This is a genomic window from Subtercola endophyticus, assembly GCF_021044565.1.
Lineage (GTDB): Bacteria > Actinomycetota > Actinomycetes > Actinomycetales > Microbacteriaceae > Subtercola > Subtercola endophyticus.
Genome location: NZ_CP087997.1, coordinates 3,420,187 through 3,443,827, shown reverse-complemented (window position 1 = coordinate 3,443,827; position 23,641 = coordinate 3,420,187). Strand labels below are relative to the sequence as shown.

At 68.2% G+C, this 23,641-nt stretch carries 19 protein-coding genes and 2 pseudogenes; 11 read left to right on the top strand and 10 right to left on the bottom strand.

Translation table 11 applies throughout. The annotated features are described in order from the left end of the window. The first annotated feature begins 6 nt into the window (after positions 1 to 6). The 3 genes and pseudogenes from LQ955_RS16000 (at position 7) to purB (ending at position 2,649) form a co-directional block, all read left to right on the top strand. Positions 7 to 420, top strand: coding sequence for a phage holin family protein (locus tag LQ955_RS16000; protein ID WP_231025479.1), 414 nt, complete (start codon positions 7 to 9; stop codon positions 418 to 420). 194 nt (positions 421 to 614) lie between these two features. Beyond that, positions 615 to 1,127, top strand: a pseudogene (locus tag LQ955_RS15995) (low molecular weight protein-tyrosine-phosphatase); the annotation flags it as partial. 142 nt (positions 1,128 to 1,269) lie between these two features. Next, positions 1,270 to 2,649 carry an adenylosuccinate lyase gene (gene purB / locus LQ955_RS15990; RefSeq protein WP_231025478.1) on the top strand — a complete coding sequence of 460 codons (1,380 nt, stop codon included), beginning with the start codon at positions 1,270 to 1,272 and terminating at the stop codon, positions 2,647 to 2,649. A gap of 411 nt (positions 2,650 to 3,060) precedes the next feature. Here the strand turns inward: purB and LQ955_RS15985 are convergent, their stop codons facing one another. From LQ955_RS15985 to rpsF, 7 genes and pseudogenes are all read right to left on the bottom strand, one after another. Continuing rightward, positions 3,061 to 3,369 carry a hypothetical protein gene (locus tag LQ955_RS15985; protein ID WP_231025477.1) on the bottom strand — a complete coding sequence of 103 codons (309 nt, stop codon included), beginning with the start codon at positions 3,367 to 3,369 and terminating at the stop codon, positions 3,061 to 3,063. Beyond that, the gene (locus LQ955_RS15980) at positions 3,366 to 3,995 is read right to left on the bottom strand and encodes a hypothetical protein (protein ID WP_231025476.1); all 630 of its coding nucleotides are present in this window, start codon (positions 3,993 to 3,995) and stop codon (positions 3,366 to 3,368) included. Before LQ955_RS15980 ends, LQ955_RS15985 begins: the two co-directional genes overlap by 4 nt. A 430-nt stretch (positions 3,996 to 4,425) precedes the next feature. Then, entirely contained in the window at positions 4,426 to 5,802 is a 1,377-nt protein-coding gene (dnaB, locus tag LQ955_RS15975) for a replicative DNA helicase (protein ID WP_231025475.1), read from the bottom strand. 427 nt (positions 5,803 to 6,229) lie between these two features. Beyond that, complete coding sequence (gene rplI / locus LQ955_RS15970) at positions 6,230 to 6,682, bottom strand: 50S ribosomal protein L9 (RefSeq protein ID WP_231025474.1); 453 nt, start codon at positions 6,680 to 6,682, stop codon at positions 6,230 to 6,232. A gap of 10 nt (positions 6,683 to 6,692) precedes the next feature. Continuing rightward, positions 6,693 to 6,956, bottom strand: coding sequence for a 30S ribosomal protein S18 (rpsR, locus tag LQ955_RS15965; RefSeq protein WP_104245567.1), 264 nt, complete (start codon positions 6,954 to 6,956; stop codon positions 6,693 to 6,695). 33 nt (positions 6,957 to 6,989) lie between these two features. Further along, positions 6,990 to 7,523, bottom strand: a complete 534-nt coding sequence (locus LQ955_RS15960; protein ID WP_231025473.1) for a single-stranded DNA-binding protein — start codon at positions 7,521 to 7,523, stop codon at positions 6,990 to 6,992. A 171-nt stretch (positions 7,524 to 7,694) separates the two neighbouring features. After that, positions 7,695 to 8,024 (bottom strand): annotated as a pseudogene (gene rpsF / locus LQ955_RS15955) (30S ribosomal protein S6); the annotation flags it as partial. Between the two features lie 207 nt (positions 8,025 to 8,231). Between rpsF and LQ955_RS15950 the strand changes: the two are divergent. Together LQ955_RS15950 and LQ955_RS15945 are read left to right on the top strand one after the other, a co-directional pair. Next, a complete protein-coding gene (locus LQ955_RS15950; protein ID WP_231028174.1) occupies positions 8,232 to 9,449 on the top strand; it encodes a glycosyltransferase in 1,218 nt (405 codons plus the stop codon). A 55-nt stretch (positions 9,450 to 9,504) separates the two neighbouring features. Continuing rightward, entirely contained in the window at positions 9,505 to 10,578 is a 1,074-nt protein-coding gene (locus LQ955_RS15945) for an inositol-3-phosphate synthase (RefSeq protein ID WP_231025471.1), read from the top strand. On the opposite strand, the gene LQ955_RS15940 is transcribed toward LQ955_RS15945, so the two are convergent. Further along, positions 10,575 to 12,002 (bottom strand): CCA tRNA nucleotidyltransferase, encoded by a 1,428-nt coding sequence (locus LQ955_RS15940; protein ID WP_231025470.1) that lies wholly within the window; start codon positions 12,000 to 12,002, stop codon positions 10,575 to 10,577. The two genes, LQ955_RS15945 and LQ955_RS15940, sit on opposite strands and share 4 nt — an antisense overlap. Before the next feature lie 261 nt (positions 12,003 to 12,263). Between LQ955_RS15940 and LQ955_RS15935 the strand changes: the two genes are divergently transcribed. From LQ955_RS15935 to LQ955_RS15910, 6 genes are all read left to right on the top strand, one after another. Beyond that, a complete protein-coding gene (locus LQ955_RS15935; protein WP_231025469.1) occupies positions 12,264 to 14,939 on the top strand; it encodes a DUF6049 family protein in 2,676 nt (891 codons plus the stop codon). Beyond that, complete coding sequence (gene murJ / locus LQ955_RS15930) at positions 14,932 to 16,548, top strand: murein biosynthesis integral membrane protein MurJ (RefSeq protein ID WP_231025468.1); 1,617 nt, start codon at positions 14,932 to 14,934, stop codon at positions 16,546 to 16,548. The genes LQ955_RS15935 and murJ overlap by 8 nt, the downstream gene beginning before the upstream one ends. A gap of 478 nt (positions 16,549 to 17,026) precedes the next feature. After that, on the top strand, positions 17,027 to 18,592 hold the full coding sequence (locus LQ955_RS15925) for a hypothetical protein (protein WP_231025467.1): 1,566 nt from the start codon (positions 17,027 to 17,029) through the stop codon (positions 18,590 to 18,592). Positions 18,593 to 19,151: 559 nt separating this feature from the next. After that, positions 19,152 to 21,143: an FUSC family protein gene (locus LQ955_RS15920; RefSeq protein WP_231025466.1), complete on the top strand. Its 1,992-nt coding sequence runs from the start codon at positions 19,152 to 19,154 to the stop codon at positions 21,141 to 21,143. 117 nt (positions 21,144 to 21,260) lie between these two features. Further along, positions 21,261 to 22,040, top strand: coding sequence for an HAD-IIB family hydrolase (locus LQ955_RS15915; protein ID WP_231025465.1), 780 nt, complete (start codon positions 21,261 to 21,263; stop codon positions 22,038 to 22,040). Between the two features lie 126 nt (positions 22,041 to 22,166). After that, the gene (locus LQ955_RS15910; RefSeq protein WP_231025464.1) at positions 22,167 to 22,535 is read left to right on the top strand and encodes a TraR/DksA family transcriptional regulator; all 369 of its coding nucleotides are present in this window, start codon (positions 22,167 to 22,169) and stop codon (positions 22,533 to 22,535) included. On the opposite strand, the gene LQ955_RS15905 is transcribed toward LQ955_RS15910, so the two are convergent. After that, positions 22,532 to 22,972 carry an SRPBCC family protein gene (locus tag LQ955_RS15905; protein WP_231025463.1) on the bottom strand — a complete coding sequence of 147 codons (441 nt, stop codon included), beginning with the start codon at positions 22,970 to 22,972 and terminating at the stop codon, positions 22,532 to 22,534. The genes LQ955_RS15910 and LQ955_RS15905 overlap by 4 nt on opposite strands. Continuing rightward, complete coding sequence (locus tag LQ955_RS20265) at positions 22,969 to 23,559, bottom strand: ArsR/SmtB family transcription factor (protein WP_390623393.1); 591 nt, start codon at positions 23,557 to 23,559, stop codon at positions 22,969 to 22,971. The genes LQ955_RS15905 and LQ955_RS20265 overlap by 4 nt, the downstream gene beginning before the upstream one ends. Positions 23,560 to 23,641: the final 82 nt, after the last annotated feature.

Here is a 23,641-nt window from a genome sequence, read left to right as displayed (position 1 = left end):
TGAGGCATGGCCCGCTTTCTCGTCTCCCTCGTCACCAACGCCATCGCGCTCTGGCTCACGACTCTGATCGTCACGGGCGTCACGCTGGTTCCCTATGCCGACAACGACTTCGCTCGGGTCGTGACATTACTTTTCGTGGCGCTGGTCTTCGGCATCGTCAACGGCATCATCGGCACCGCGATACGTATCGTGGCGTTTCCGCTGTACATTCTGACGCTCGGCCTCATCTCGCTGATCGTCAACGCGTTTCTGCTCGAGCTGGCCAGCTGGGTGACCGGATGGTTCGGGTTCGGCCTGAAGGTCGACAGCTTCTTCTGGTCGGCCATTCTCGGCGCCCTCGTTCTGGCGATTCTGAGCGCCATCATCGGTGCCATCCTGAAGGCCATCTTCCGCGTCGGCCACTCGAGCGGCCGACGGTAGCCCGCGGGGCGGCCCTCGCGGCAACCCACGGGGCAGCCGCCGCGCTGGCCCATCGCCACCACCACGGGGCTTCGTCAGCGCTGAAAGCAGCGGAGATTTCGACCCGGTAAGCGCTATACACCGCCACCGTGTCGAGATCTCCGCCGTTTTCGCGGCACACCAACGGGGCTCTCCGCACAAAATAGACTGGAGCCATGCCCACCCCCACGCGATCCTCGCCGAATGACGGCGTGTTTCGCGTGAGCATGGTGTGCACGGGCAACATCTGCCGCTCGCCCATGGCAGAGGTCGTGTTGCGCGACCTCGTGCGCCGGGGCGGGCTCGACGACCGCATCGTCGTCACGTCTGCGGGCACCGGAGACTGGCACGTCGGCGAGAAGGCCGATCCGCGCACCATCGAGGCCCTGCACAAGCGCGGCTACGACGGGCAGTCGCATCGGGCGCGGCAGTTCGATCCGGCATGGTTCGACGAACTCGACCTGGTGATTGTGCTCGATCGCAGCCACGAACGTGTCGTTCGGGCCTGGGCGCACACCGATGCCGATCGGTCGAAGATCAGGCTGTTGGCGAGCTTCGACCCCGACGGCGGCGGAGTGCTCGACGTTCCCGACCCCTACTATGCCGACAGCGCGATGTTCGACGAGGTGCTCGGCTCGGTCGAGCGCAGCTGCCGCGCTCTGTATGGCCAGCTCGAGCCGGCGTTACGCCATAACGAGGCCCCGGGCATCCTGCAGCCGCAGGCAGACGAGCCTGCAGTTCGGCTGCCGTCGCACCTCGCACAAGCCCCTCAGGCACCTTTGCCCACACCGACCGCCCGCCCCGGCGAAACCAGTCTCGGAGCTTAGAACCATGTCACTGCCCCCCCAACCGCTCAGCCCGCTCGACGGCCGCTACCGCCCCGCTGTGAGTGCCCTCGGCGAGTACCTTTCTGAGGCGGGGCTCAACCGCGCCCGAGTGCAGGTCGAAGTCGAGTGGCTCATCTCCCTCACCGGGCGCTCCTTCGCGGGGTCGGCGCCGCTGACCGACGAGCAGATTCGCAGCCTGCGGCACCTGGCCTCGTCGTTCGGGCAGCCCGAGATCGACGAGCTCGCGGCACTCGAGGCGGTGACGCGGCACGATGTGAAGGCCGTCGAATACCTCGTGCGCAATCGGCTCGAGTCACTCGGCCTCACCGAGGTCGCCGAACTGACGCACTTCGCGGCGACCAGCGAAGACATCAACAACCTCTCGTATGCGCTGACGATTCGCGAGGCGGTGACGGGCGTATGGATGCCCGCCCTCACCCTCGTCATCGAAGAACTGCGGCGGCAGGCCGTGCTCTACCGCGACCAGCCGATGCTGGCGCGCACCCACGGCCAACCCGCGACGCCCACCACTATGGGCAAGGAACTCGCGGTGTTCGTGTACCGGCTCGAGCGCATCGTGGCGCAGATCTCGTCGACGGAGTACTTGGCGAAGTTCAGCGGCGCCACCGGAACCTTCGCCGCGCACCTCGCGGCTGACGCGTCGCTCGACTGGCCTGGTATCTCGGCGGAGTTCGTAACGTCGCTCGGGCTCACCTGGAACCCGCTCACGACGCAGATCGAGTCGCACGATTGGCAGGCCGAGCTGTACTCGCGCATTGCACATGCCAACCGCGTGCTGCACAATCTGTGCACCGACATCTGGACCTACATCTCGCTCGGCTACTTCGCCCAGATTCCGGTGGCAGGGGCGACGGGGTCGTCGACCATGCCGCACAAGATCAACCCGATCCGCTTTGAGAACGCCGAGGCGAACCTCGAGCTGTCGAGCGCGCTGCTCGACTCGCTGTCGCAGACTCTCGTGACGTCGCGGTTGCAGCGGGACCTCACCGATTCGAGCACGCAACGCAACATCGGGGTCGCTCTCGGGCATTCGCTGCTCGCGCTCGACAACATCCGCGGTGGGCTCGGCTCGATCTCGCTGAACAGCGCTCTTCTGGCCGCCGACCTCGACGACAACTGGGAGATTCTGGGCGAAGCCATCCAGACCGTCGTGCGCGCCGAGATCACGGCGGGGCGCAGCTCCATCACCGACCCTTATGCGCTGCTGAAAGACCTCACCCGGGGCAAGAAGATCGGCCAGGCCGACCTCGTCGCGTTCGTCTCCGGCCTCGACATCGGCGACGAGGCGAAGGCGCGCCTGATCGCGCTCACGCCTTCGACGTACACGGGGATCGCCGGCTCGCTCGTGGACTACATTCTGTAGGTGTACTCAGGGCGCCGTTGTGCTGCGCCCCGCCCGGCGCGCTCCCCCGGACCGCGCGTCCCTCACTCCCGTCGAGTTTGCGCAGATGCACCTAAAATCGCGCCCAAACGTGCTTCTGCGCAAAGTGGGCGAGCGCCAAAGGGGCCACTATTCCGGCGCGGCAGCGGCGGCGCACCAACCGAGGTCAGCTGAACGCGGCGACCACGCTCGTCGCGTTCAGCGCTGGTAGCGGCCAAAACCTCGACACGAAGATCCAGTCGCACAGTGCGCCGCAGAAGCGGCGGCGCACAACACGAAATCAGCTGAACGCGGCGACCACGCTCGTCGCGTTCAGCGCTGGTAGCGGCCAAAACCTCGACACGAAGATCCAGTCGCACCGTGCGCCGCAGAGGCGGCGGCGCACAAATAAACTCAGTGCCCCTTCGGCCCTGGGCCGAGGTAGGGGCGAGGGGTGCCGGATCCGGGACTGCCGTCACCGTCATCGTTCAGCTCTTGCTGCTCGGCGGCGTTCGGCTTAAAGGTGAGGGTGAACATGGCGATCACGACGAGCGACACGATGAACGCGATGCCGAAGAACACCAGCGCGAGCAGCGGCTGGCGGGTCGACAGCAGCACGGCGAGGCCCACGAACAGACCCAGAATGAGCGAGATGACGATGAGCTCGACCGGCTTGAGGATCTCTTTGCGGGTCGGCGGAACAGGTTGCACGGGTTCGGTCACGATGTCGATTCTTGGCTCAGCGAGGTGGGTGCCGCTGGTGTCGGGCCCCAGCGCAGCGAGAGTCCGCCGATGACGAGGTAGATGCCGAGCATCACGGCGTAGCCGCCGAAGAGGCCGACCGCTGTCACCACATCGAGCGGAATGATCAGAAACACGAGAGCCAGCAGAGCCGTGAAAGCGCCGGCGGCGATCCAGTCTTTGGCCGCGAGCTTGTCGACGGCCGAATCGGATGCCCGTGACGAACGCACGCGCAGGCCGCTGTACAGCTCGAGAAACCCGGTGAGGGCCGCGAACAGCGTGACCGTGTAGAGAAAGAAGGGGGTTCCGCCGGCGTTGAACACCAGCGCGACGACCCCGATGATGAAGCCGACGACACCCTGAGCGATGAACATTCGCCGCGTGACCCGCCCCGTGACGAAGCGCGCCGACAGAACGGCGACGAACAACGACTCGACGACGGCGTAGGCGCCGAACACGAAGAGCCCCACCTGCGGCGAGTGGTTCTCGGTGAACGTGAGGTAGGCGGCGACCACGAAGGCCGGGATCGCCCGGGCCACGGGTACGCCCCAGTAGGGCGAGCGGCCCGGCGCGTGTTCACGCTCGACGCTCAAGAGAAGCGGCCTCATTCCGTTGCTTGCTGACCCTCCATTGTACGGCGCGTTAGCTGGGTGCCTGCGCCCGGTCCGCCGCCTCGCCTACCACCATCCCGATGGCTCCACCCTGCGGCATCCGACCGCGATAGCGACTCTTCCGGACGAGAGATGCTGTTGCACCGGCATCTCTCGTCCGCAGCCACCGCTCTCACGAAAGGCGGCGCGAGAAGGATGGCGGGTGGCATCCAATCGCACCGCGCCCCCGGAATCGACGGAACGCGGCGACCGCGCTCGCCGCGTTCCGTGTCGGTAGCGGCCAGAACGGCGGAGCGAGCATCCAGTCGCACGGTGCGCCGTCCCCACCGGGCCCCTCCACCCGCCGCAAGCGGCGCGCGGAGCCTCCGGCCGGCGTGGGCCCAGAAGCGGCGGCGCACAAATAAACACCGCGCGGATATGCCGCGCGCTACGCGCGGGGCATATCCGCAAAGCGGGAGAAGTGACCGTGGAAGCCGACGGTGACCGTGGCCGTCGGGCCGTTGCGGTGCTTGGCCACGATGAGGTCGGCCTCGCCGGCGCGGGGGTTGTCTTTTTCGTAGGCGCTCTCGCGATGCAGCAGGATGACCATGTCGGCGTCTTGCTCGAGCGAACCCGATTCGCGCAGGTCTGAGAGCGCCGGCTTCTTGTCGGCGCGCTGCTCGGGGCCACGGTTGAGCTGGGAGAGCGCGATGACGGGCACCTGCAGCTCTTTCGCCATGAGCTTCAGGGCACGGGAGAACTCGCTCACCTCTTGCTGGCGCGACTCGACGCGCTTGCCGGAGGTCATGAGCTGCAGGTAGTCGATGATGACCATCTTGAGCCCCACGCGCTGCTTCAGCCGGCGGCACTTCGCACGGATTTCGACGAGCGTCATGTTGGGGCTGTCGTCGATGTAGAGCGGCGCGTCGTTGATGCGGCCGCGGGTGGCGGCGATCTTGGTCCAGTCTTGGTTCTCGATGGTGCCCTTGCGCATGCTCTGCAGCGGAATCGACGACTCGGCCGACAGCAGGCGCATGGCGATCTCGCTGCGGCCCATTTCGAGCGAGAAGAAGATCGAGGGCATGTCGTGCTTGATCGACGCGGCGCGGGCGAAGTCGAGTGCGAGCGTCGACTTGCCGAGGGCGGGGCGGGCGGCGACGATGATGAGCTGGCCGGGGTGCAGCCCATTTGTGAGCGAGTCGAGTTCGGCGAATCCGGTCGGCACACCCGTCATCTGGCCTTCGCGGCCTTTCGCGGCTTCGATCTCGTCGATGGCAGCGTTCACGGCCGTGGTGAGCGGCACGTAGTCTTCTGTCTCGGTGTTGCCGTTGACGGCGTAGATCTCGGCCTGGGCGTTGTTCACGAGGTCCATGACCTCGCCCTCGCTGGCGTAGCCCATCTGCACGATGCGCGTGCCGGCCTCGACGAGGCGGCGCAGAATCGCCTTCTCGGCGACGATGGAGGCGTAGTAGCCCGCGTTCGCGGCTGTGGGCACCAGGCTCGTCAGCGTATGCAGGTATTCCGCACCGCCGGCGCGCGACAGCTCGCCCGTTTTGGTCAGCTCGTCGGTGACCGCGATGACATCGGTCGGCTCGCCGTGCGAGTAGAGGTTGAGAATGGCGTCGAAGACGAGCTCGTGCTTGGGAATGTAGTAGTCGGCGCCCCGAACCACCTCGACGACGTCGGCGACGGCGTCTTTGCTGAGCAGCATGCCGCCGATGGCACTCTGTTCGGCGAGCAGATCGTGCGGAGGGGTGCGCTCGTGCCCGCGGCTCTCAGTGCCGCCGCGCTGGTCGCCGGTCAGGCCGAGATGAGCAATTGACACCCGTACTCCTTCAGTTGTGAACAGACTCGCATTCGCCACCGACACTGCTGGCGCAGCCCCGGTCGGGGGGCAAGCTGCCTAAGACTAGAAAGGACGGGCGAGGTGTGCCAAATCACCCTGTGCATAACTCTGTGCACTAAATCGGAGAAACGCCGCGCGTCTTGTGCAGAACCTGTGGAATGAGATGTGGAAACAGGAAATCTTTTCACGCCGACTGTGTTTCTGACCAGCACATTTACTTTGTCACAGGCTGTTGATAAGTGGATGTTTAGACACGCACTTGAATGTTCACAAATCCATAACGACCTGTGCACAAAACACTTGACTTTCGGCACAAAGAAGGGGAGCCCCAGCGCTTGGTAGAGCGCCGGGACTCCCCGTGCGATGCGCCGCAGTAGCGGCGGCGCATCAATAAATGCAGGTACTACTACTTAGCTGCAACCACCTGAATGGTGATGGTCGCGCTCAGGTCGTCACGAAGACGAACCGATGCCTCGTGGGTTCCTACGGACTTGATGGGCGAGGTGATCTCGATCTTGCGCTTGTCGACCTGGCCGAAGCCGGCAGCCGACACCGCGTCAGCGATGTCACCGGTCTTGACCGAACCGAACAGGCGACCCTCTTTGCCGGCCTTGATGGCGAGCTTGACGGTGTTGTTCTCGAGAACCTGCTTGAGGTGCTGGGCCTCTTCGATGGTCGCGAGCTCACGAGCGACGCGAGCGGCTTTGATCGATTCGATCTGCTTTTCGCCACCGCGGCTCCAGGTCACGGCGAAGCCCTGAGGAATCAGGTAGTTACGGGCGAAGCCGTTCTTGACCTCGACGACGTCACCGGCTGATCCGAGGCCAGTGACCTCGTGGGTGAGAATGAGTTTTGACATGGTTTAGCTCCTACCGGCCCGAGCCTGCGTATGGCAGCAGGGCCATCTCGCGAGCGTTCTTGACTGCACGGGCAATGAGGCGCTGCTCCTGAACGGAAACGCCGGTGATACGACGGGCGCGAATCTTTCCGCGCTCGGAGATGAACTTGCGAAGGGTGTTGACGTCTTTGTAATCGATCACGCCGACGCGAATCGACTTCGCGGGGGCGGCGTTCTTACCGTCTTTCCCCTTGCGGATCGGCTTGCGGCGGTCGCCGCTGCTCTTTCCTGCCATGGTTGTTGTTCTGCTTTCTGAAAATGGTGAAGTTTAGAAGGGGGTTTCGTCGCTGTAGCTGCCGGGCGTGTTCCACACGTCGCCGCCACCGCTGGTGGCCGACGCGGGAGCGCTCGCTGCCCACGGCTCGTCGCCGCCGGCTACTTGGCCGCCGCCGCCGTTGCCGCCGCCGAACTGGCCACGGCCACCGGATGCCGCACCCGACGACGCACGCGTCACCTGGGCCGTGGCGTACCGGAGGCTAGGGCCGATCTCGTCGACCTCGAGTTCGATCGAGGTGCGCTTTTCGCCCTCTTTCGTCTCGTAGGAACGCTGACGCAGGCGACCGGTCGCAACGACACGGGCACCCTTCGTGAGCGATCCGGCGACGTGCTCGGCGAATTCACGCCACACGCTTGCGCGAAGAAACAGTGCTTCGCCATCTTTCCAGTCGTTCGACGCACGATCGAACGTGCGAGGAGTGGAAGCGATGGTGAAGTTGGCAACCGCCAGCCCGTTCTGCGTGTAACGCAGCTCGGGGTCGCCGGTGAGGTTACCGACCACGGTGATTACGGTTTCGCCAGCCATGAGCGACTACTCGGCAGCCGTTGCGGCAGCAGCAGGCGCCTTCGGAGCGGCACTGACGGCAGCTGCAGCGCGAGCGGCAGGAGCGACGGGTGCCGATGCCGCAGCCGCAGGGGCGGCGGCTGCCTTAGGTGCCGAAGCGGAAGCAGCCTTGGGTGCCGACGCCTTCGGGTTGGCAGCCGCACGGGCAGCCTTCTCTTCTTTACGCTTCGACTCTGCTGCGACCTGAGCGATGGCCTCTTCGGCACGCAGCACCTTGGTGCGCATGACGGCTTCGGAGAGCTTCAGCTGGCGGTCGAGCTCCACAGTGGATTCCGACGTAGCGGTCAGCTTCACGACGGCGTAGATGCCCTCGGTCTTCTTGTTGATCTCGTAAGCCAGGCGACGTCGGCCCCAGATGTCGACGTTGTCGACAGTGCCACCATCTTTGCGGATGACGTTGAGGAACTTGTCGAGGCTCGGAGCCACGGTGCGCTCGTCGATTTCTGGATCGAGGATGACCATGAGTTCGTACTGATGCGTCACTAACCCACCTCCTTTGGACTAGATCGGCTACAGACGTTCTGTAGCAGGAGGGTGTGTGCATACGTCTGCGCCCGCGGTGGGAGAACCCCACTGGGCGTAGACAACCTAGAGAGCCTAACAGACCCGACCCGATAACAAAAGCGTCGTTGAGAGAGTTTCAACCCTTAGAGTGTCAGCGTGAGTGCGATGCGCGTTGGCCTGGTTTCGCTGCACACGTCGCCGCTGGCCGCGCCCGGCATCGGAGACGCGGGCGGCTTGAACGTCTACGTCGTCGCCCTCGCCGAAGCTCTGGCCGAGCGGGGTGTCGAGGTCGAGCTTCTCACGCGGCGCACGAGCCCCGAGCAACCCGAGATCCAGCGCACCCGGGCCGGCGTGCCTGTGCGGTTTCTCGACGCCGGGCCGCCGCACGAACTGCTCAAAGAAGACCTGCCGCCCATCGTCGGCCGCTTTCAGTCCGCCCTCGCGGCGCTGCCGCGGTTCGACGTGCTGCACTCGCACTATTGGCTGTCGGGGCTCGCCGCTCTGCCTGTCGCCACCATGAACCATTGCCCGCACATTCAGAGCCTGCACACGGTGGCGGCGCTGAAGAACGTCGAACGCGGGGCGGATGATCGCCCAGAACCTCAGGCGCGCCTGAACGCCGAGCGGCTTCTGGTGACGCGCTCGGCCGCGACGATCGTGTCTACTCCGGCCGAGCGTGCGGCGATCGAGGCCGAGTACGGCGCGCGGCCCGAACGGATGCACGTGATCTCGCCGGGCGTCGATACTGCGCTGTTCCATCCCGAGCGCCCTGCGTACGCCGGCGACCGCGTCACGAACGAGCACGGCGTCGGCGAAGGCGACTCGGCCCGGGAGCCCTTTTTGCTGGCCATCGGCCGCATCCAGCCGTTGAAGGGGTACGAGCTGGCGATCCGCGCCGTTGCTGCCATCGACCGGGCCGTACGCCCGATGCTCGTCATTGCGGGCAGCCCTACCCCGGGAGAAGAGTCGTATGCGGACGGCCTGGTAACGCTGGCCGCGCAGCTGCAGGTCGCGGAGTGGGTGGAGTTCGCCGGGCCGCAGACGCGAGCCCAGGTCGCCGAGCTGATGCGCCAGGCGTCGCTGTTGCTGCTGACGTCGCACAGCGAGACGTTCGGTCTGGTGGCGCTCGAAGCTGCCGCGTCGGGAACGCCCGTCGTCAGTACCCGAACGTCAGGCATGGCGGTCTCGGTTTTCGACGGAGTCAGCGGGGTGTTGCTCGACGACCGCGACCCGGTGCGCTGGGCCCGCGTTGTGACACACCTGCTCACCACGCCCGGTGCGCTCGCACGTCTGTCGGCTTCGGCGGCGGAATACGGATCTCAACACAGTTGGCACGTCACAGCCGATACGACCCTTGCGCTCTACAACCAGCTCACGGCATAGCATTACATCCGTTATCTTCACGTCGAGAGATTTTGTAGTCGAGAGAGTGTTTTAGATGAGTGTCAAAGTCGCCATCGCTGGAGTCGGGAACTGCGCGAATTCGCTGATTCAAGGGGTGACGTTCTACCGCGACGCCCCGCTCGATCATCCCGTGCCCGGTCTCATGCATGTGCAGTTCGGCCCGCACCACGTGGGAGATCTCGAGTTCGTGGCCGCCTTCGATGTTGATGCCCTGAAGGTCGGCGCCGACCTGGCCGACGCCATCTGGGCGAGCGAGAACAACACCCTGAAGTTCGCAGAGGTCGCTCCGACCGGCGTCACCGTGCAGCGCGGGCCCACGTTCGATGGGCTCGGCGAGTACTACCGCGAACTCGTTGAAGAGTCGGAGGCGCCCGTCGTCGACGTGGTGGGCGAGCTTCGATCATCCGGTGCCGACGTGCTGGTCTGCTACCTGCCGGTGGGGTCTGAAGACGCGGTGCGGTTCTACGCACAGGCCGCCATCGACGCGGGGGTCGCGTTTGTGAACGCCGTGCCCGTGTTCATTGCGAGCGACCCTGTTTGGGCATCCCGATTCCGCGATGCGGGTCTGCCGATCGTGGGCGACGACATCAAGAGCCAGGTGGGCGCCACCATCACGCACCGGGTGCTCGCCCGGCTGCTCGAGAGTCGCGGAATCACCATCGACCACACGTATCAGCTGAACGTGGGCGGCAACATGGACTTCAAGAACATGCTCGAACGCAAGCGGCTGCAGTCCAAGAAGATCTCGAAGACGCAGGCGGTGACGAGCAACATCGACATCGACCTGCCCGAGCGTGACGTGCACATCGGCCCGAGCGACCATGTTCCCTGGCTGGATGACCGTAAGTTCGCCTTCGTGCGGCTCGAGGGCCACGGCTTCGGCAATGCGCCGATCAGCCTGGAATACAAGCTCGAGGTGTGGGATTCGCCGAACTCGGCCGGAGTGGTGATCGACGCGGTTCGGGCTGCCGCGATTGCGCGGGCCGCGGGGCTCGGCGGGCCGCTCGAGGCGGCGTCGGCCTACTTCATGAAGAGCCCCGCGGTGCAGCTGCCCGACGACGTGGCGCGCACTGCACTCGAGGATTTCATAGCCGAGCACTCGGCCTAAGAGCGCGATTCCCACCACGCGAGGAGGCGGCGGGTGGCCTCTTCTTCGCCGAGGGGGCCCTCTTCGAGACGCAGTTCGAGCAGGAACGTGTAGGCCTGGCCGACCTCACGGGAGGGCTTCAGGTTCAGGATGCTCATGATCTGTTCGCCGTCGAGATCGGGTCTGGTCGAGTCGAGTTCTTCTTGCTCGGCGAGCTGGGCGATGCGGTCTTCGAGGTCGTCGTATGCGAACGCCAGCTGATCGGACTTGCGGCGGTTGCGCGTGGTGACGTCGGCTCGCACGAGCATGTGCAGTCGCTCGAGCAGGGGGCCGGCGTCGCGAACGTAGCGGCGCACGGCAGAGTCGGTCCAGGCGCCGTCGGTGTAGCCGAAGAAGCGCAGGTGCAGCTCGATGAGACGCGACACATCGGCGATGGTGTCGTTGTCGTAGCGGAGGGCGCGCAGGCGCTTCTTGGCGAGCTTCGCTCCGACGAGATCGTGGTGGTAGAACGACACGACTCCGCCGGGCTCGAGCTTGCGGGTGGCGGGTTTTCCGATGTCGTGCAGCAGCGCGGCGAGACGCAAGGTGAGGTCGGGGGCTTCGCCGGGGTGCCGCTCGTTCTCGAGGTCGATGGCCTGTTCGAGCACGGTGAGGCTGTGCTGGTAGACGTCTTTGTGGTGGTGGTGCTCGTCGGTCTCGAGACGCAGCGCGGGAATCTCGGGCAGCACGAATTCGGCAAGGCCGGAGTCGACGAGAAGCTCGATGCCGCGGCGGGGCGACGGCGAGCGCAGCAGCTTGCTCAGCTCTTCGTTGACCCGCTCGGCCGAGATGATGGTGATGCGCTCGGCCATGTCGGTGAGCGCATGCCGGGTCTCGTCATCGACCTCGAAGCCGAGTTGCGCGGTGAAGCGCACGGCGCGCAGCATGCGCAGGGGGTCGTCGCCGAACGAGACCTCGGGCGTAGACGGGGTTCGGAGGGTGCCGGTGAGCAGATCGTCCATGCCGCCCGAGGGGTCGACGAGTACGAGCTCGGGCAGCTTGAGGGCGAGGGCGTTCACGGTGAAGTCGCGGCGCAGCAGATCGGCCTCGAGTGAGGTGCCGAACTCGACCGAGGGCTTACGAGTGACCTGGTCGTACACGTCGGAACGGTACGTGGTGATCTCCACGGTCTCGCCGCCGATGCGCGCGCCGATGGTTCCGTAGGCCCGGCCGATGTCCCAGTGGGCATCGGCGAGGGGGGCGATGATCTTCAGAATCTGGTCGGGCGTGGCGTCGGTGGTGAGGTCGAGGTCGTGCACCGGCCGGCCGAGAAATGCATCGCGCACCGGTCCACCGACGAGGGCGAGCTCGTGCCCGGCGGCGGCGAACGCGCGCGCCACCGCAGAGACCGGCGGCTGGGCCGCCAGGTCGGCCAGGGCCTTCATTGATTCCACTACCGAACGCACCCCGTTACTTTACGGCAGCCCTGTGTTTATTAGTGCGCCGCCGCCGCTGCGGCGCACTGTGCGACTGGATGCTCGATCCGACGCATTGGCCGCTCTCCCCACCCCCCACTCCAACCGCCGAGAGCGGCGCTTGGAGCCTCCGGGAGGCGTGGGCCCAGACGCGGAACGCGACGAGCGCGGTCGCCGCGTTCCGCCGACCACGCGGGCGCGCGGCGCAAGCGCAATCCGGCTTCACAGGCGGGAGCCCTTACAATCGCAGGTATGGAGCGGTCGGGTATTTCGGGCGCCGGCCGCGGCCCCGAACATCCGTTCTGGCCGATCGTGGCGGGTGGAATCGGCCGACCTCAGTCGCGCAGAGCAGCCCGTTCGGGTGCCTCAGCGCGCGAAGCGCGACGGCTGCGGGCGGGGTCGATCGCCGTCGTCGGGCTGATCGTGATGCTGCTCGGGATGCTCGGCTCCCCGCTCGCGGCGAACGCCGATACGACCCCCACGCCGACGCCCGGCAGCACCGAAGCGGCCACGCCGGGGGCGCTCACGCTTGCGCTCGCTCCCGATAACGGAGGTACGCTCGCGGCCGGCCAAGACCTCGGACTGACGGTCACACTGAGCAACAACACCGCCGAGGTGGTGCCCGCCACGATCGTGCACGTGTGGCTCGATCGCACACAGCTGTCGACGCGCGCCGAATTGTCGACGTGGCTCGGGGCGAGCTCGACGGCTGAGGGCGACGCGGCCACGACGACGGCCGAAGGTGCGCAAGACGCGGCGACCAGTACCCCGTCGCCGGCCGCGACGTCGGGCGAGACGGGTTCGGCGGCATCCACGGCGTCCGCCCAGCCCGCGCCCGTGCAGGGCGCCAACACCGTGGCCGTCGACGTGGTCAGCCCCGGGATCGCGCCCGGAACGACAGCGACGCTGCGAGCATCCATTCCCGCCGCCCAGCTGGCGCTCGGCGCCTGGGGCGCATACGGAATCGAGGCGCTCGCTTCGGCTACCGCAACCGGCACCGGATTGGCCCTGGGGGCCGACACGCTGGCGAGCGGCGTGTGGAGCACCAGCGTCGTCACGTGGTCGGTGGGTGCTCCGGCAACGGGGGCCACGATCGGACTGATCATGCCGCTGACGGTGCCGCCGTCGAGCTCCGGGCTGCTCACGGCGACGCAGCTCGCCGCCGACACCGCACCCGGCGGAGTGCTCACCACGAAGCTCGACGGGGTCATCGGTCGACCGGTCACGCTCGCCATCGACCCCCTGGTGATCGTCTCGATCAGGGTGCTCGGCACCGCCGCCCCCCAGTCGGCGTTGAACTGGCTGGCGAAGCTGGCGGCGGCGGCGAATCCGACCTTCGAGCTCGCCTACGCCGATGCCGATCTCGCGGTGCAGCGGGCAGCCGGGGCGCCGGCGCTGCTCGCACCGACCTCGTTCGACTATGCGCTGAGTCAGACGAATTTTCAGACGCTGCCGTCGCCCGATCCGTTCGCACTGCCGGGGCAGGTGAGCTCGATCGATCCGCTCGCTCCGGCGGCCGGCGCGGCGGGTTCGACGGGCGCGGCCGGCTCCGCCGGTTCGACGGGCGCGGCGAGCGCCCCGGGCGCGGCCACCCCCGCCCCCACCTCCACCTCCTCCCCCGCGGCGGGAGCGCTGCCGACCTTCGCCGACCTCACCGCGTGGAACTACACCCGCACCGACATCGCCTGGCCCGCCTCGGGCACGGTGAGCACCGGCGACCTCGAGTACTTCGCCGCCAGCGGGCTCGGCACGAGCATCCTGAGCTCGACGAACGTGAGCACGCCAGAGGCGGGCGCGACGCCGAATGCGCCGACCACCATCGGTTCGTCGAACGTGATCGTGGCTGACGCTCAGCTGACGGATGCCCTGCAGAACGCCGTGGGCGCGCCGACCCAGGCTCCTCGTGACGCTGCCCTGGCAGAGGTCTCGGCCGAGCTCGCCATCATCACCGCACAGGCCGGCGGCACTGCCCCGGCGCTCGTTGCGAGCCTCGGACGATCGGCCCCCTCATCGACCTTCGCCGTCACCCACACGCTCGATACGGTCGAGACGCTGCCGTGGGCGGCGGAGGTTCCGCTCGCCGATGTTCTGACGGCGCCGCAGACGGCCGGCGTGACGCTGGTCGACAGCCCGGAGTCGCCCGATCGGGTCGCCGCGGTCTCGTCGATGCTCACGGCCGAGCACCAGGTGAGCGACTTCGCGCCGGTGATCGACGAGCCCGAGCTGATTACGGGCAAGCAGCGGGCGAGCCTTCTGACGGTGCTCGCGCAATCGTGGCTCGACGACAGCGACAAAGCGGCGGCAGCGATCGCGGGCTACGACAAGGCGGCGAGCACGACCCTGACGTCGGTTCAGATCGTCGACGGCAGCACGGTGAATCTGTTGGCGACGAACGGCGATGTTCCGGTGCCGATCAGTAACGACCTCGACCAGGCCGTCACGGTGACGCTGAACGTGACGGCCTCGAACGGGCGGCTCGTGGTGGAGCCGAGCAGCATCGACGTGACCATCGAGGCGCACTCGCAGAAGACGGCGAAGGTTCCGGTGAAGGCCGCTGTCGCGACGGGTCAGGTCGAGCTGGGGCTGCAGCTGTACAACAAGAACGGCGTGCTGGTGAGCCAGGCCGAGCCGCTGCAGATCAACGTGAGCGCCGATTGGGAGGGCATCGGCACCCTCGTGATCGGCATTCTCGCGGTGCTGCTGCTGGCGTTCGGCGTCGTGCGGCAGGTGCGGAAGCGGCTGCGGGCGCGGCGGGCTGCGGCGGCGGAGGGTAGCGCGGGTGGCGCGGGTGGCGATGCTGAGGCCGCGGCGACCGGCGCCACAGCCGACACAGCGGCCACCGGCGGTGGCACGGATGTCGCGGACGACGCTGGGAACGACGGCAACGACTCCGCCGCGGGCGACGAGCGAGACGGACGCGATGGCTGAGCGGAGCATAGCGCGGTCGAGCACACTGCTCGCGTCGGGAACCGTCGCCTCGCGCATCCTGGGCTTCTTGAAAGCGATCGTGCTGGCGCAGGCGATCGGCGTGTTCATTTCGGGCAACATGTTCGCCATCGGCAATCAGCTGCCGAACACGATCTATGTCATCGTGGCGGGCGGTGCGCTCAGCGCGGTACTCGTGCCGCAGATCGTGCGCAGCGCTCTGCACGCCGACGGCGGGCGCGGCTACATCAACAAGCTCGTCACGATCTCGCTGCTGCTGCTGGCCGTGACCACGGTCATCGCTACGATTCTGGCACCGTTCCTCGTCTCGATCACGGCTCACGCACTTCCTGCAGACCAGGCCGCGTTGGCAACGGCGTTCGCGTATTGGTGTCTGCCGCAGATCTTCTTCTACGGCGTCTACACGATCCTCGGCGAGGTGCTGAACGCGCGTAATTCGTTCGGCCCGTTCACGCTGGCGCCGATCTTGAACAACATCGTGGCCCTGACCGGCCTGATCGTGTTCATCGGCGTTTACGGCGCCGACCCGAACGGGCTCCGGTCGATCAGCTGGTGGACGCCTTCGTCGATCGCCCTGCTCGCCGGAACCGCAACGCTCGGAATCGCCCTGCAGGGCCTCATTCTGTTCGCATTCTGGCGTCGGGTCGGGCTGACGTATCGGCCGGACTTCCGCTGGCGGGGCGTCAACCTCGGGGCGACCGGCCGCATCGCGGGGTGGTCGTTCGGAATGATCCTGGTGACTACCGCGGCCGGGTTCGTGGAGACGAACGTTGTCGCTACGGCATCGACCGACTCCGATGCATCCGTCGCCGTGCTGGGAAATGCGTGGTTGATCTTCATGCTGCCGCACTCGGTGATCGCGGTGTCGATCGCGACCGCGTACTTCACGCGGATGAGCGAGAACGCGGCCGGGGGCGACCTGGCGAAGGTGCGGGCTGATGTGTCGGCGAGCATCCGGCAGATCACCGTGATGATGGTTCTCGCGGCGATTGTGCTGGTGGTGGTGGCGTACCCGTTCGGGCGCGTCATCATCGATTCGACGGCGGGGGCGGCGGCCATCGGCGATGTACTCATCGCGTTCGTGATCGGGCTGCCGGCGTTCTCGATACTGTTCGTGCTGCAGCGCGCGTTCTTCGCGCTGGGCGACACGCGCACGCCGTTCTTCACGACGCTGTTTCAGGGCATCGTGTTCAGTGCGGGCGCTCTGGTGGTGCTGTTCGTCGTACCCGTCGAGTGGCGTGGCGTGGGTGTGGCGCTGATGCTCTCGCTGGCGGGCATTCTGCAGACGATTCTGATCGCAGTGCTGATCAGGCGAAAGCTTTCGGGCAACGCTCGCCGCACGATTGTGAGCTTCGCGAAGGATGCCCTGGCAGCTGTTCCGGCGTCGGCCGCCGGTGTCGTGGTGTTCGTGCTGTTTGGTGGGGCATCCGACACCGGGTTCGCGCTGTCAGGGCGCATTCAGGCGATCGTGGCGATGGTGGTCATCGGGGCCGTGATGGCGGCGGTTTACGCGGTGGCGTTGCGAGTGCTGCGGTCGTCGGAGCTCAGCGACGCGGTCGGGCCGATCCTGGCGCGGGTGCGGCGGCGGTAGCGGCGCGCGCGTCGGTGCGGGGCTTGCACGGTGGTGCGGCGGTAGCGGCGGTAGCGGCGCGCGACGGTGCGACGGTGCGACGGCGCGACGGGGTCGTCGTGTGGTCTCCGCGATCCCGGGAGCGCGGGGGGGCGGGTGCCGCCCGTCGCCCGTCGCCTCCGTCGGAGCTGAGCCAGTATGCGCGCAATACGTCGACTGCTTGGCTGAGCTCCGACCGTTCTCCCTCGGCGAGTCCTTGCGCGCGAGGGCTGCGCGCGGCGCGGCGGGGTCGTCGTGTGGTCGCCGGGAGCGCGGGGGCGGGGCGGGGGCCGCCCCCGCCCGTCGCCTCCGTCGGAGCTGAGCCAGTATGCGCGCAATACGTCGACAGCTTCGCTGAGCTCCGACCGTTCTCCCTCGGCGAGTCCTTGCGCGCGAGGGCTGAGGAGCGAACGGGCGCGTTCCGCGAGCGAGTGTCGGGGGTGCGCGGCAGGATGGGTGGGTGCCAACCGCTGACGAACTCCTCGGGCCCGACGTGCTCTCGCGACTCATCGACGTGCTCGACGGGGTTCGCCCCGGGCATCCATTCGCCGCGTTGGAGTCATGCCGCCCGGCACTCGCGGCCGATGCGCCGACCCCGCTCGCCCTGCGCGAGCGCAGCGACCTGCTGAAAGACGCGCTGCTCGCCGACGTTCCGGGGTCGGCGGCCGAGTTCGACGCCGTGGTGCGCGGGGCGATGGGTGACGCGCGATTCACGGGGTGGATGATCTGGCCCATCACCGAGGCCGTGACCGCCCGCACGCTCGAAAGCCGGGCGCCTGCCGCGAGCGGGGCCCCCGGCGCGGCCGGTCATGGGCCTTCGCGCGCAGCACGCACCGGCAACCAGGGCTCCACGGGTAACGCGGCCGTCGCCGGGCCAATCCGCGCGGCACGCACCGGCAACCAGGGCTCCACGGGTAACGCGGCCGTCGCCGGGCCAATCCGCGCGGCACGCATCGACGCCAAGGGCTCCACGGCGGGCGACGGGTCGCCGCTGGCCGCCGACCGCGACTTCGACGCGGCGCTCGAGCTGCTGGCGGCGCTGACACCTCGGCTCACGGCGGAGTTCGCGATTCGCCCGCTGCTGCAGGCCGATCTGGCGCGGGCGCTGCCGATCATCCAGAGCTGGGTGACGAGCCCCGACCCGCACGTGCGGCGGCTGGCCAGCGAAGGTACGCGGTCGTTCCTGCCGTGGGCGAAGAGGGTGCCCGCGTTGCTCGCCGACCCATACGCGACCGTGCCGATCATTTCTGCCATGTACCGCGATGAGAGCGACTACGTGCGCCGCTCGGTCGCCAACCACCTCAACGATCTCAGCCGGCAGAGCCCCGACCTTGCGGCGCAGGTCGCGGCCGAGTGGATGCTCGCTCCCGACGAGAACACGGCCCGGGTGGTTCGGCACGGGCTGCGTTCCCTCGTGAAGAAGGGGCACGGGCCGACGCTCGCCCTGTTCGGTTTCGATCCACAGCACGGTGTCACGGTGGTGGGGCCGGTGCTCGGCGTGGTGGTCGACGGCGCAGGTGCCGGCGCGGTGGTCGACGGCGCAGGTGCCGGCGCGGTGGTCGACGGCGCAGGTGCCGGCGCGGGCATCGACGGCGCGGGTGCGGATGGCGGCGCGGCGGGAGGAGCGGTGGCGAGTCGGGCCGCAGCGAGTCGGACCGCAGCGGAAGGGGCATCACACGACATCGCGGGTGGCGGCACCGCTGAGCCCGCGCGGGTTGGCGTCGCCGAGGTCGCCATCGGGGGCGAGCTGCCGTTCTCGGTCACCCTCGAGAACACCACGGCCACGCCCGCGACCCTGGTGATCGACTACATCGTGCAGCACCGCAAGGCCAACGGAACCCAGACCGCAAAGGTCTTCAAGCTCGCCACCACCACGCTCGCCCCCGGCGAGCGGGTCAGCTATGCGCGCCGCCACTCGTTCAGACGCATCACCACGCGCGTGTACCACCCCGGCGAGCACGCCCTCGAGGTTCAGGTGAACGGGGTCGCGTCGGGTCGCGTTCCGTTCGTGCTACTCGCCGATTGAGCGGGTCGGCCTCTTGCGCGGCCCGGTAGCTGGTCAGCCCGAACTCGGTTCGGTAGCGATCGACCCCGGGCGCGGGTCGTAGCGGGTCGGCCCCGCAGGCGTCTCGGCCCGGTACCGGCCCGGTGGTGGCTCGGCCCGGTAGCGGTTCGGTAGCGGTTCGGTAGCGGTTCAGCCCTGTGCGCGGCTCGGTAGTCGGCCCGGAAGCGGGCGACTGAGTACACGGCTCGGCAGGGGGTCCGCCCGGCAGCAGGTCGGAAGAGGGTCGGAAGAGGGTCGGCCGAATCCGTGAGCGAGAGGGGTGCGCGCAGTTCGGCGCATGCGCGCCTGCTCGAGCGCGCGCGGTTGATCCGAAGTGCGCGCGGTGTGCTCCAAAGTGCGCGAGACGGCACCCGGGCGGCTCTTGCATCGAGAAAACGCTCGATGGCGGTAGGGCGGTAGGTGGCGGGGCGGGCGCGGGCGCGGGGGCGGGGGCGGGGAATGCGGCCTGAGCCGAACACGTGCAGTACCCGCAGGCGGGTAGCGGCGTAAGATTCCCGTCGTGAGCGGGGTGCGGAGCCGAATGTCGTTCGATCCGCGGCTGCTGCTGTTGCGCCGGGCCGCGGTGACGATGGCGGCCGTTGTGGCGAGTTTCCTCACGCTCTGGGTCGGCGGGATCCCGCTCGGCATCGGCGTCACGCCCGCCGTGCTCGCCGCGGTGCTCGCCATCACCTTCTCTCGCAGCGACAGCAGGCCCGCCCGGGGCCTCTCCGCGCAGGCGCGCCGGCGTGTGCGCGTGCTGCGGTTCGCGAGCATCCCGCTCATCTCGGTCGCCGCGACGGGGGTGGCGTGGCTCTTTCGCTCGGCGTTTCCGGTCGGGGCCGCCGTCTTTGTGGTGGTGCTGTCGCTGTCCGTGTGGGTGCGGCGGTACGGGCCCGTCGCATCTCGCCTCGGATCGGTCGTGTCGTTGCCGCTGATGGCGGTGCTTGTGGTGCCGGTGCGGCTTCCGAGCACGCTGTCTCCGTGGCTGGCGCTGGCCGCCGGAGTCGTGGCGGCGGTCGTCGCGGTGGGCTGGGTGGAGATCGCTCAAGCGCTGGCGCGGCTCACCGGCCTGCTGCCCCGGCCCGACGCCGATGCCGCGGTGCGGCTGGATGCCCGTGCCGACGGTATGCCCGACGACGTGCTCGATGCGGCCGCGCAGCGCGGCGCGGGCGGAGGCCGGGAGGGTGTATCCGACGCGGAGGACACCGACCCCGCTGCGCGCGGCGTGGGCGAGGACGCGGCGGCAGGCTCCGGAGCAGCGACGACCAGCCCCGAGCCACGCGACGCGCGCACGACACCCCGGGCCACTCCCGCGGCGGCCGAGGGCGGTGGGCGCTCGACGAACGCGGCAGCCGGCGCGGGCCGCTCGACGGCGCCGGGCGCTGGGGGCGGCGGCCGGGCATCCGAACCCCGGCGCACGCCGGCGAGCAACAGCACGCCCGCGAGCAACAGGATGCCTGCGAGCACACGCATGGCCGTGCAACTAGCGGTCGCGCTCACGGCGGCGTTCGTGGTGGGGATTCTGGTGTTTCCCGATCACTGGGGGTGGGTGGTGCTCACGGCGTTCATCGTGTGCGCGGGCAATCGCGGGCGCGGCGATGTTGTGTACAAGAGCATCCTGCGGGTCGCCGGAGCGATCGCCGGAACCGTAGCTGCCGTCGCGCTGACCGAGAGCATCACGGCCTCGAACACCGATTTCAGCCACGCCGACGGCACCCTGATCACGCTCGCGGTCTTCACGATGCTCTTTTTCGGACTGTGGCTGCGCGACGTGAACTACGCGTTCTGGGCGGCGGCGGTCACGGTGATCCTGACACTGGTGCAGGGGGCGACCGGCGCCGCAGCGGGCGTCACGGCGGGCGTCACGGCGCTCACGACCGGGGTGACGCTCGGCGAGCGCGTGGTGGCCATCGTCGTGGGCGCCCTCTGCGGGGTGCTCGCGTCGTGGTTCGTGCTGCCCGTTCGCACGGAGGCCGTCGTCAGGCGACGGCTCGCGGATGCCCTCTCCGAACTCTCGACGGTCGTTCACCCGCGCAGCGAACCCGCGGAACGCTCCGCCGCGCTGGAGCGTTTCTCGGCCGAACTCGAGCGCCTGGAGCAGGTCGCCCGCGTCGTGCGCGTGCACCGGCGGTTCGTTGCGGGCCTGCCCGGCAGGCGGCGGGGTTCCGAGGGCGGCGGGGGCATGGGCCTTGTTGGCGGCACCGTCGAGGGAACCGGCGGCGGCATCGGTGTGAGCCCTCGCAGCTCGCGGGTTACGCACGGCACGCACCAGGCGGACCTCATCGACGCGGTGGCGGGGCTGGAGCCGCTGGTATCGGGCTTCGTTGCGCTCATGGCGGAGGGCGGGCATCCGGTCGCCCGAGCCCGGCTCAGAGCGCTCGCCCGCGCGGTGGGCGAGGCGCGCCGGGCCCTCGCCAGCACTCCGCGTGCCGATCCCGTCTCGGGCGAGGCGGCGCCGAGAGGAACGGCCGCAGCGTTGGCGGCGGTCGGCACGGTACGTGCCCTGCTCGTCGACGATCTCGTGCAGGCCTGACCCCCGCCCCGCCCGTCGAATCGCGCTGGAGGGCGAGGTCGAATACCCTGGTACGAAACCGCGACGACCGCGCCGCGAAGATGAGCGGCGCCAGAATGAACACGACAGGACACATTCGTGACGACCCTCCCCCGGCTGGTTGCCTTCGACCTCGATGACACCCTCGCTCCGTCGAAATCGCCACTCGACCCCGCAATGGCCGAAATCCTCGTACGACTGCTCGGCGTCGTCGAGGTGTGCGTGATCTCAGGCGGCCAGATCGCCCAGTTCGAAATGCAGGTCATCGACAACCTGCAAGGCGCCAGCGACGAAGCCCTCGAGCGACTGCATCTCATGCCGACGTGCGGCACTCAGTACTACCGCTACGAAGACGGCGCGTGGAATCAGATCTACGCCCAGAACCTCACCGACGACGAAAAGTCTCGCGCCCTCGAGGTGGTCGAGCGCGTCGCCCGCGAGCTCGGCTACTGGGAGACCAAGACCTGGGGCCCGATCCTCGAAGACCGCGGCTCGCAGATCACGTTCTCGGCCCTCGGCCAGCAGGCGCCGGTGGCCGATAAGACGGCGTGGGATCCGACCGGGGTCAAGAAGAACACCCTGCGCGAGGCGGCTCAGGCCGAGCTGCCCGACCTCGAGGTGCGCTCGGGCGGGTCGACGTCGGTCGACATCACTCGGCAGGGCATCGACAAGGCCTACGGCATGAAGAAGCTGGCCGACCTGACCGGCATTTCACTCGACGACATGATCTTCGTGGGCGATCGACTCGACCCCGACGGCAACGACTATCCGGTCAAGGTGCTGGGCGTGGAGTGCGTCGCGGTCGAAGGCTGGCACGACACGGCGGCGTACCTCGAGAAGCTCATCCCCGAGCTGCAGGCGGCTGCGGCCGCCTCGTAGGCGGTGGCGGCGGGCGCCTTGAACAGGCGCTCGCTCCATGCCAGCGCGTCGGTGGCGGCGGGCGGGGCACGGGGCACGGGGCACGGGGCACGGGGCACGGGGCACGGGCGTAGCATTACCGGGGTCATGGCCGAACGACTCACGGATGCCCAGCTCGCCGCACTCGAACGAGCACTACACCGGCAGCGCACCGAGATCACGGCTGCGGCAGCGCGAATGGCCGGGTCGCTCGACGACGTGCGCGCAGCCCGAAGCGGGTCGGATGCCGACGACGAGCACGACCCGGAGGGTCCGACGCTGTCATCGGAGTGGTCGCGAATCAGCGGGCTGAGCACCGAGCTGGAGGCTCGTGCGGCATCCGTGGAGGGCGCCCTCGAGCGCGTCGCTGCGGGAACGTTCGGCACGTGCATCCGGTGCGGTCAGCCGATCGCCCCCGACAGATTGGATGCCCTGCCCGCAGCCGAGCTCTGCATCACCTGCGCCCGCCAGACCTAAACCTGCGCAGCGAGCAGCTTTTGCATGACGTCGAAGAAGGCGTTGTAGCCCACGATGGTCTGGGCGTACTGCTCTTCGGTGATGTTGCCGCCGCTCTGCGTCATGGTCATCTCGGTGCCGCCGTCGACCTCCACGAGGGTCACAGTGACGGGCTCACGGGCCGGGTTCGACGGGTCGTCGGTCATGGTGAAGGCGAGGCGCGCGGGCGGATCGACCTCGAGGTACTCTCCGACCCAGTTGATCTGGTTTCCGTCGGGCAGGTGCATGGTGGCCTTCCAGTCGCCGCCCACCTCGACGTTCATGGCCACGGAGTCGAGCGGGATCTCCACGGCATCGGTGCCGAACCACACGGAGAAGTGCTCGGGGGTGGTCCACATGGCGTAGACGAGGTCGCGCGGAGCGGCGAAGGTGCGGGTGATGGTGATTCCGGCGGTCATGAGTGGTCTCCTCTGGGGTGGGTGCGGCTGGTGGGGGTGGTCGAAGGGGTGGCGGGGGTGGCGCGGGTGGCGCGGGTGGCTGGGGTGGTTGGCGCGGTCGGGGTGGCGGAAGTGGTTGGCGCGGCGGGGGGCGGGGCTGGCGCGGCGGGAGCGAGAAGGGCGGGCGCGGAGGTCGGCGCAGCTCGGACAGCTGGCGCAGCTGGCGCAGCTGGGACCAGCGCTGCCGGAACGGCGTGCGCGGCGGGCGCCTCGCCCGGAGCAGGGGAGCCTTGCAGGCGGCCGAGGTAGTCGCCCAGGGTGTCGAAGCTGTCGTGCCAGAACTGGGCGTAGTCGCCGATCCAGCCGGATGCGGCGGCGAGCGGACGAGCATCCAGTTGTGCCGGACGGTACTGCGCATCGCGGCCGCGACTGACGAGCCCGGCGTGCTCGAGAACGCGTAGGTGCTTCGAGACGGCGGCGAACGTGAGGTCGAACGGTTCTGCGAGCTGACCCACGGTCGCCTCGCCCCGAGTGAGGCGTGACAGCATGGCGCGCCGAGTGGGGTCGGCGAGAGCCGCGAACGTGCGGCTCAACTGGTCGGTCGGCATGTTCGGCTCCCTCCGTATTCAACTACTTAGTTCTATACCGCTGAGTTGAATATACTCGCTCCCCGACCCGCCAGTCAACCCG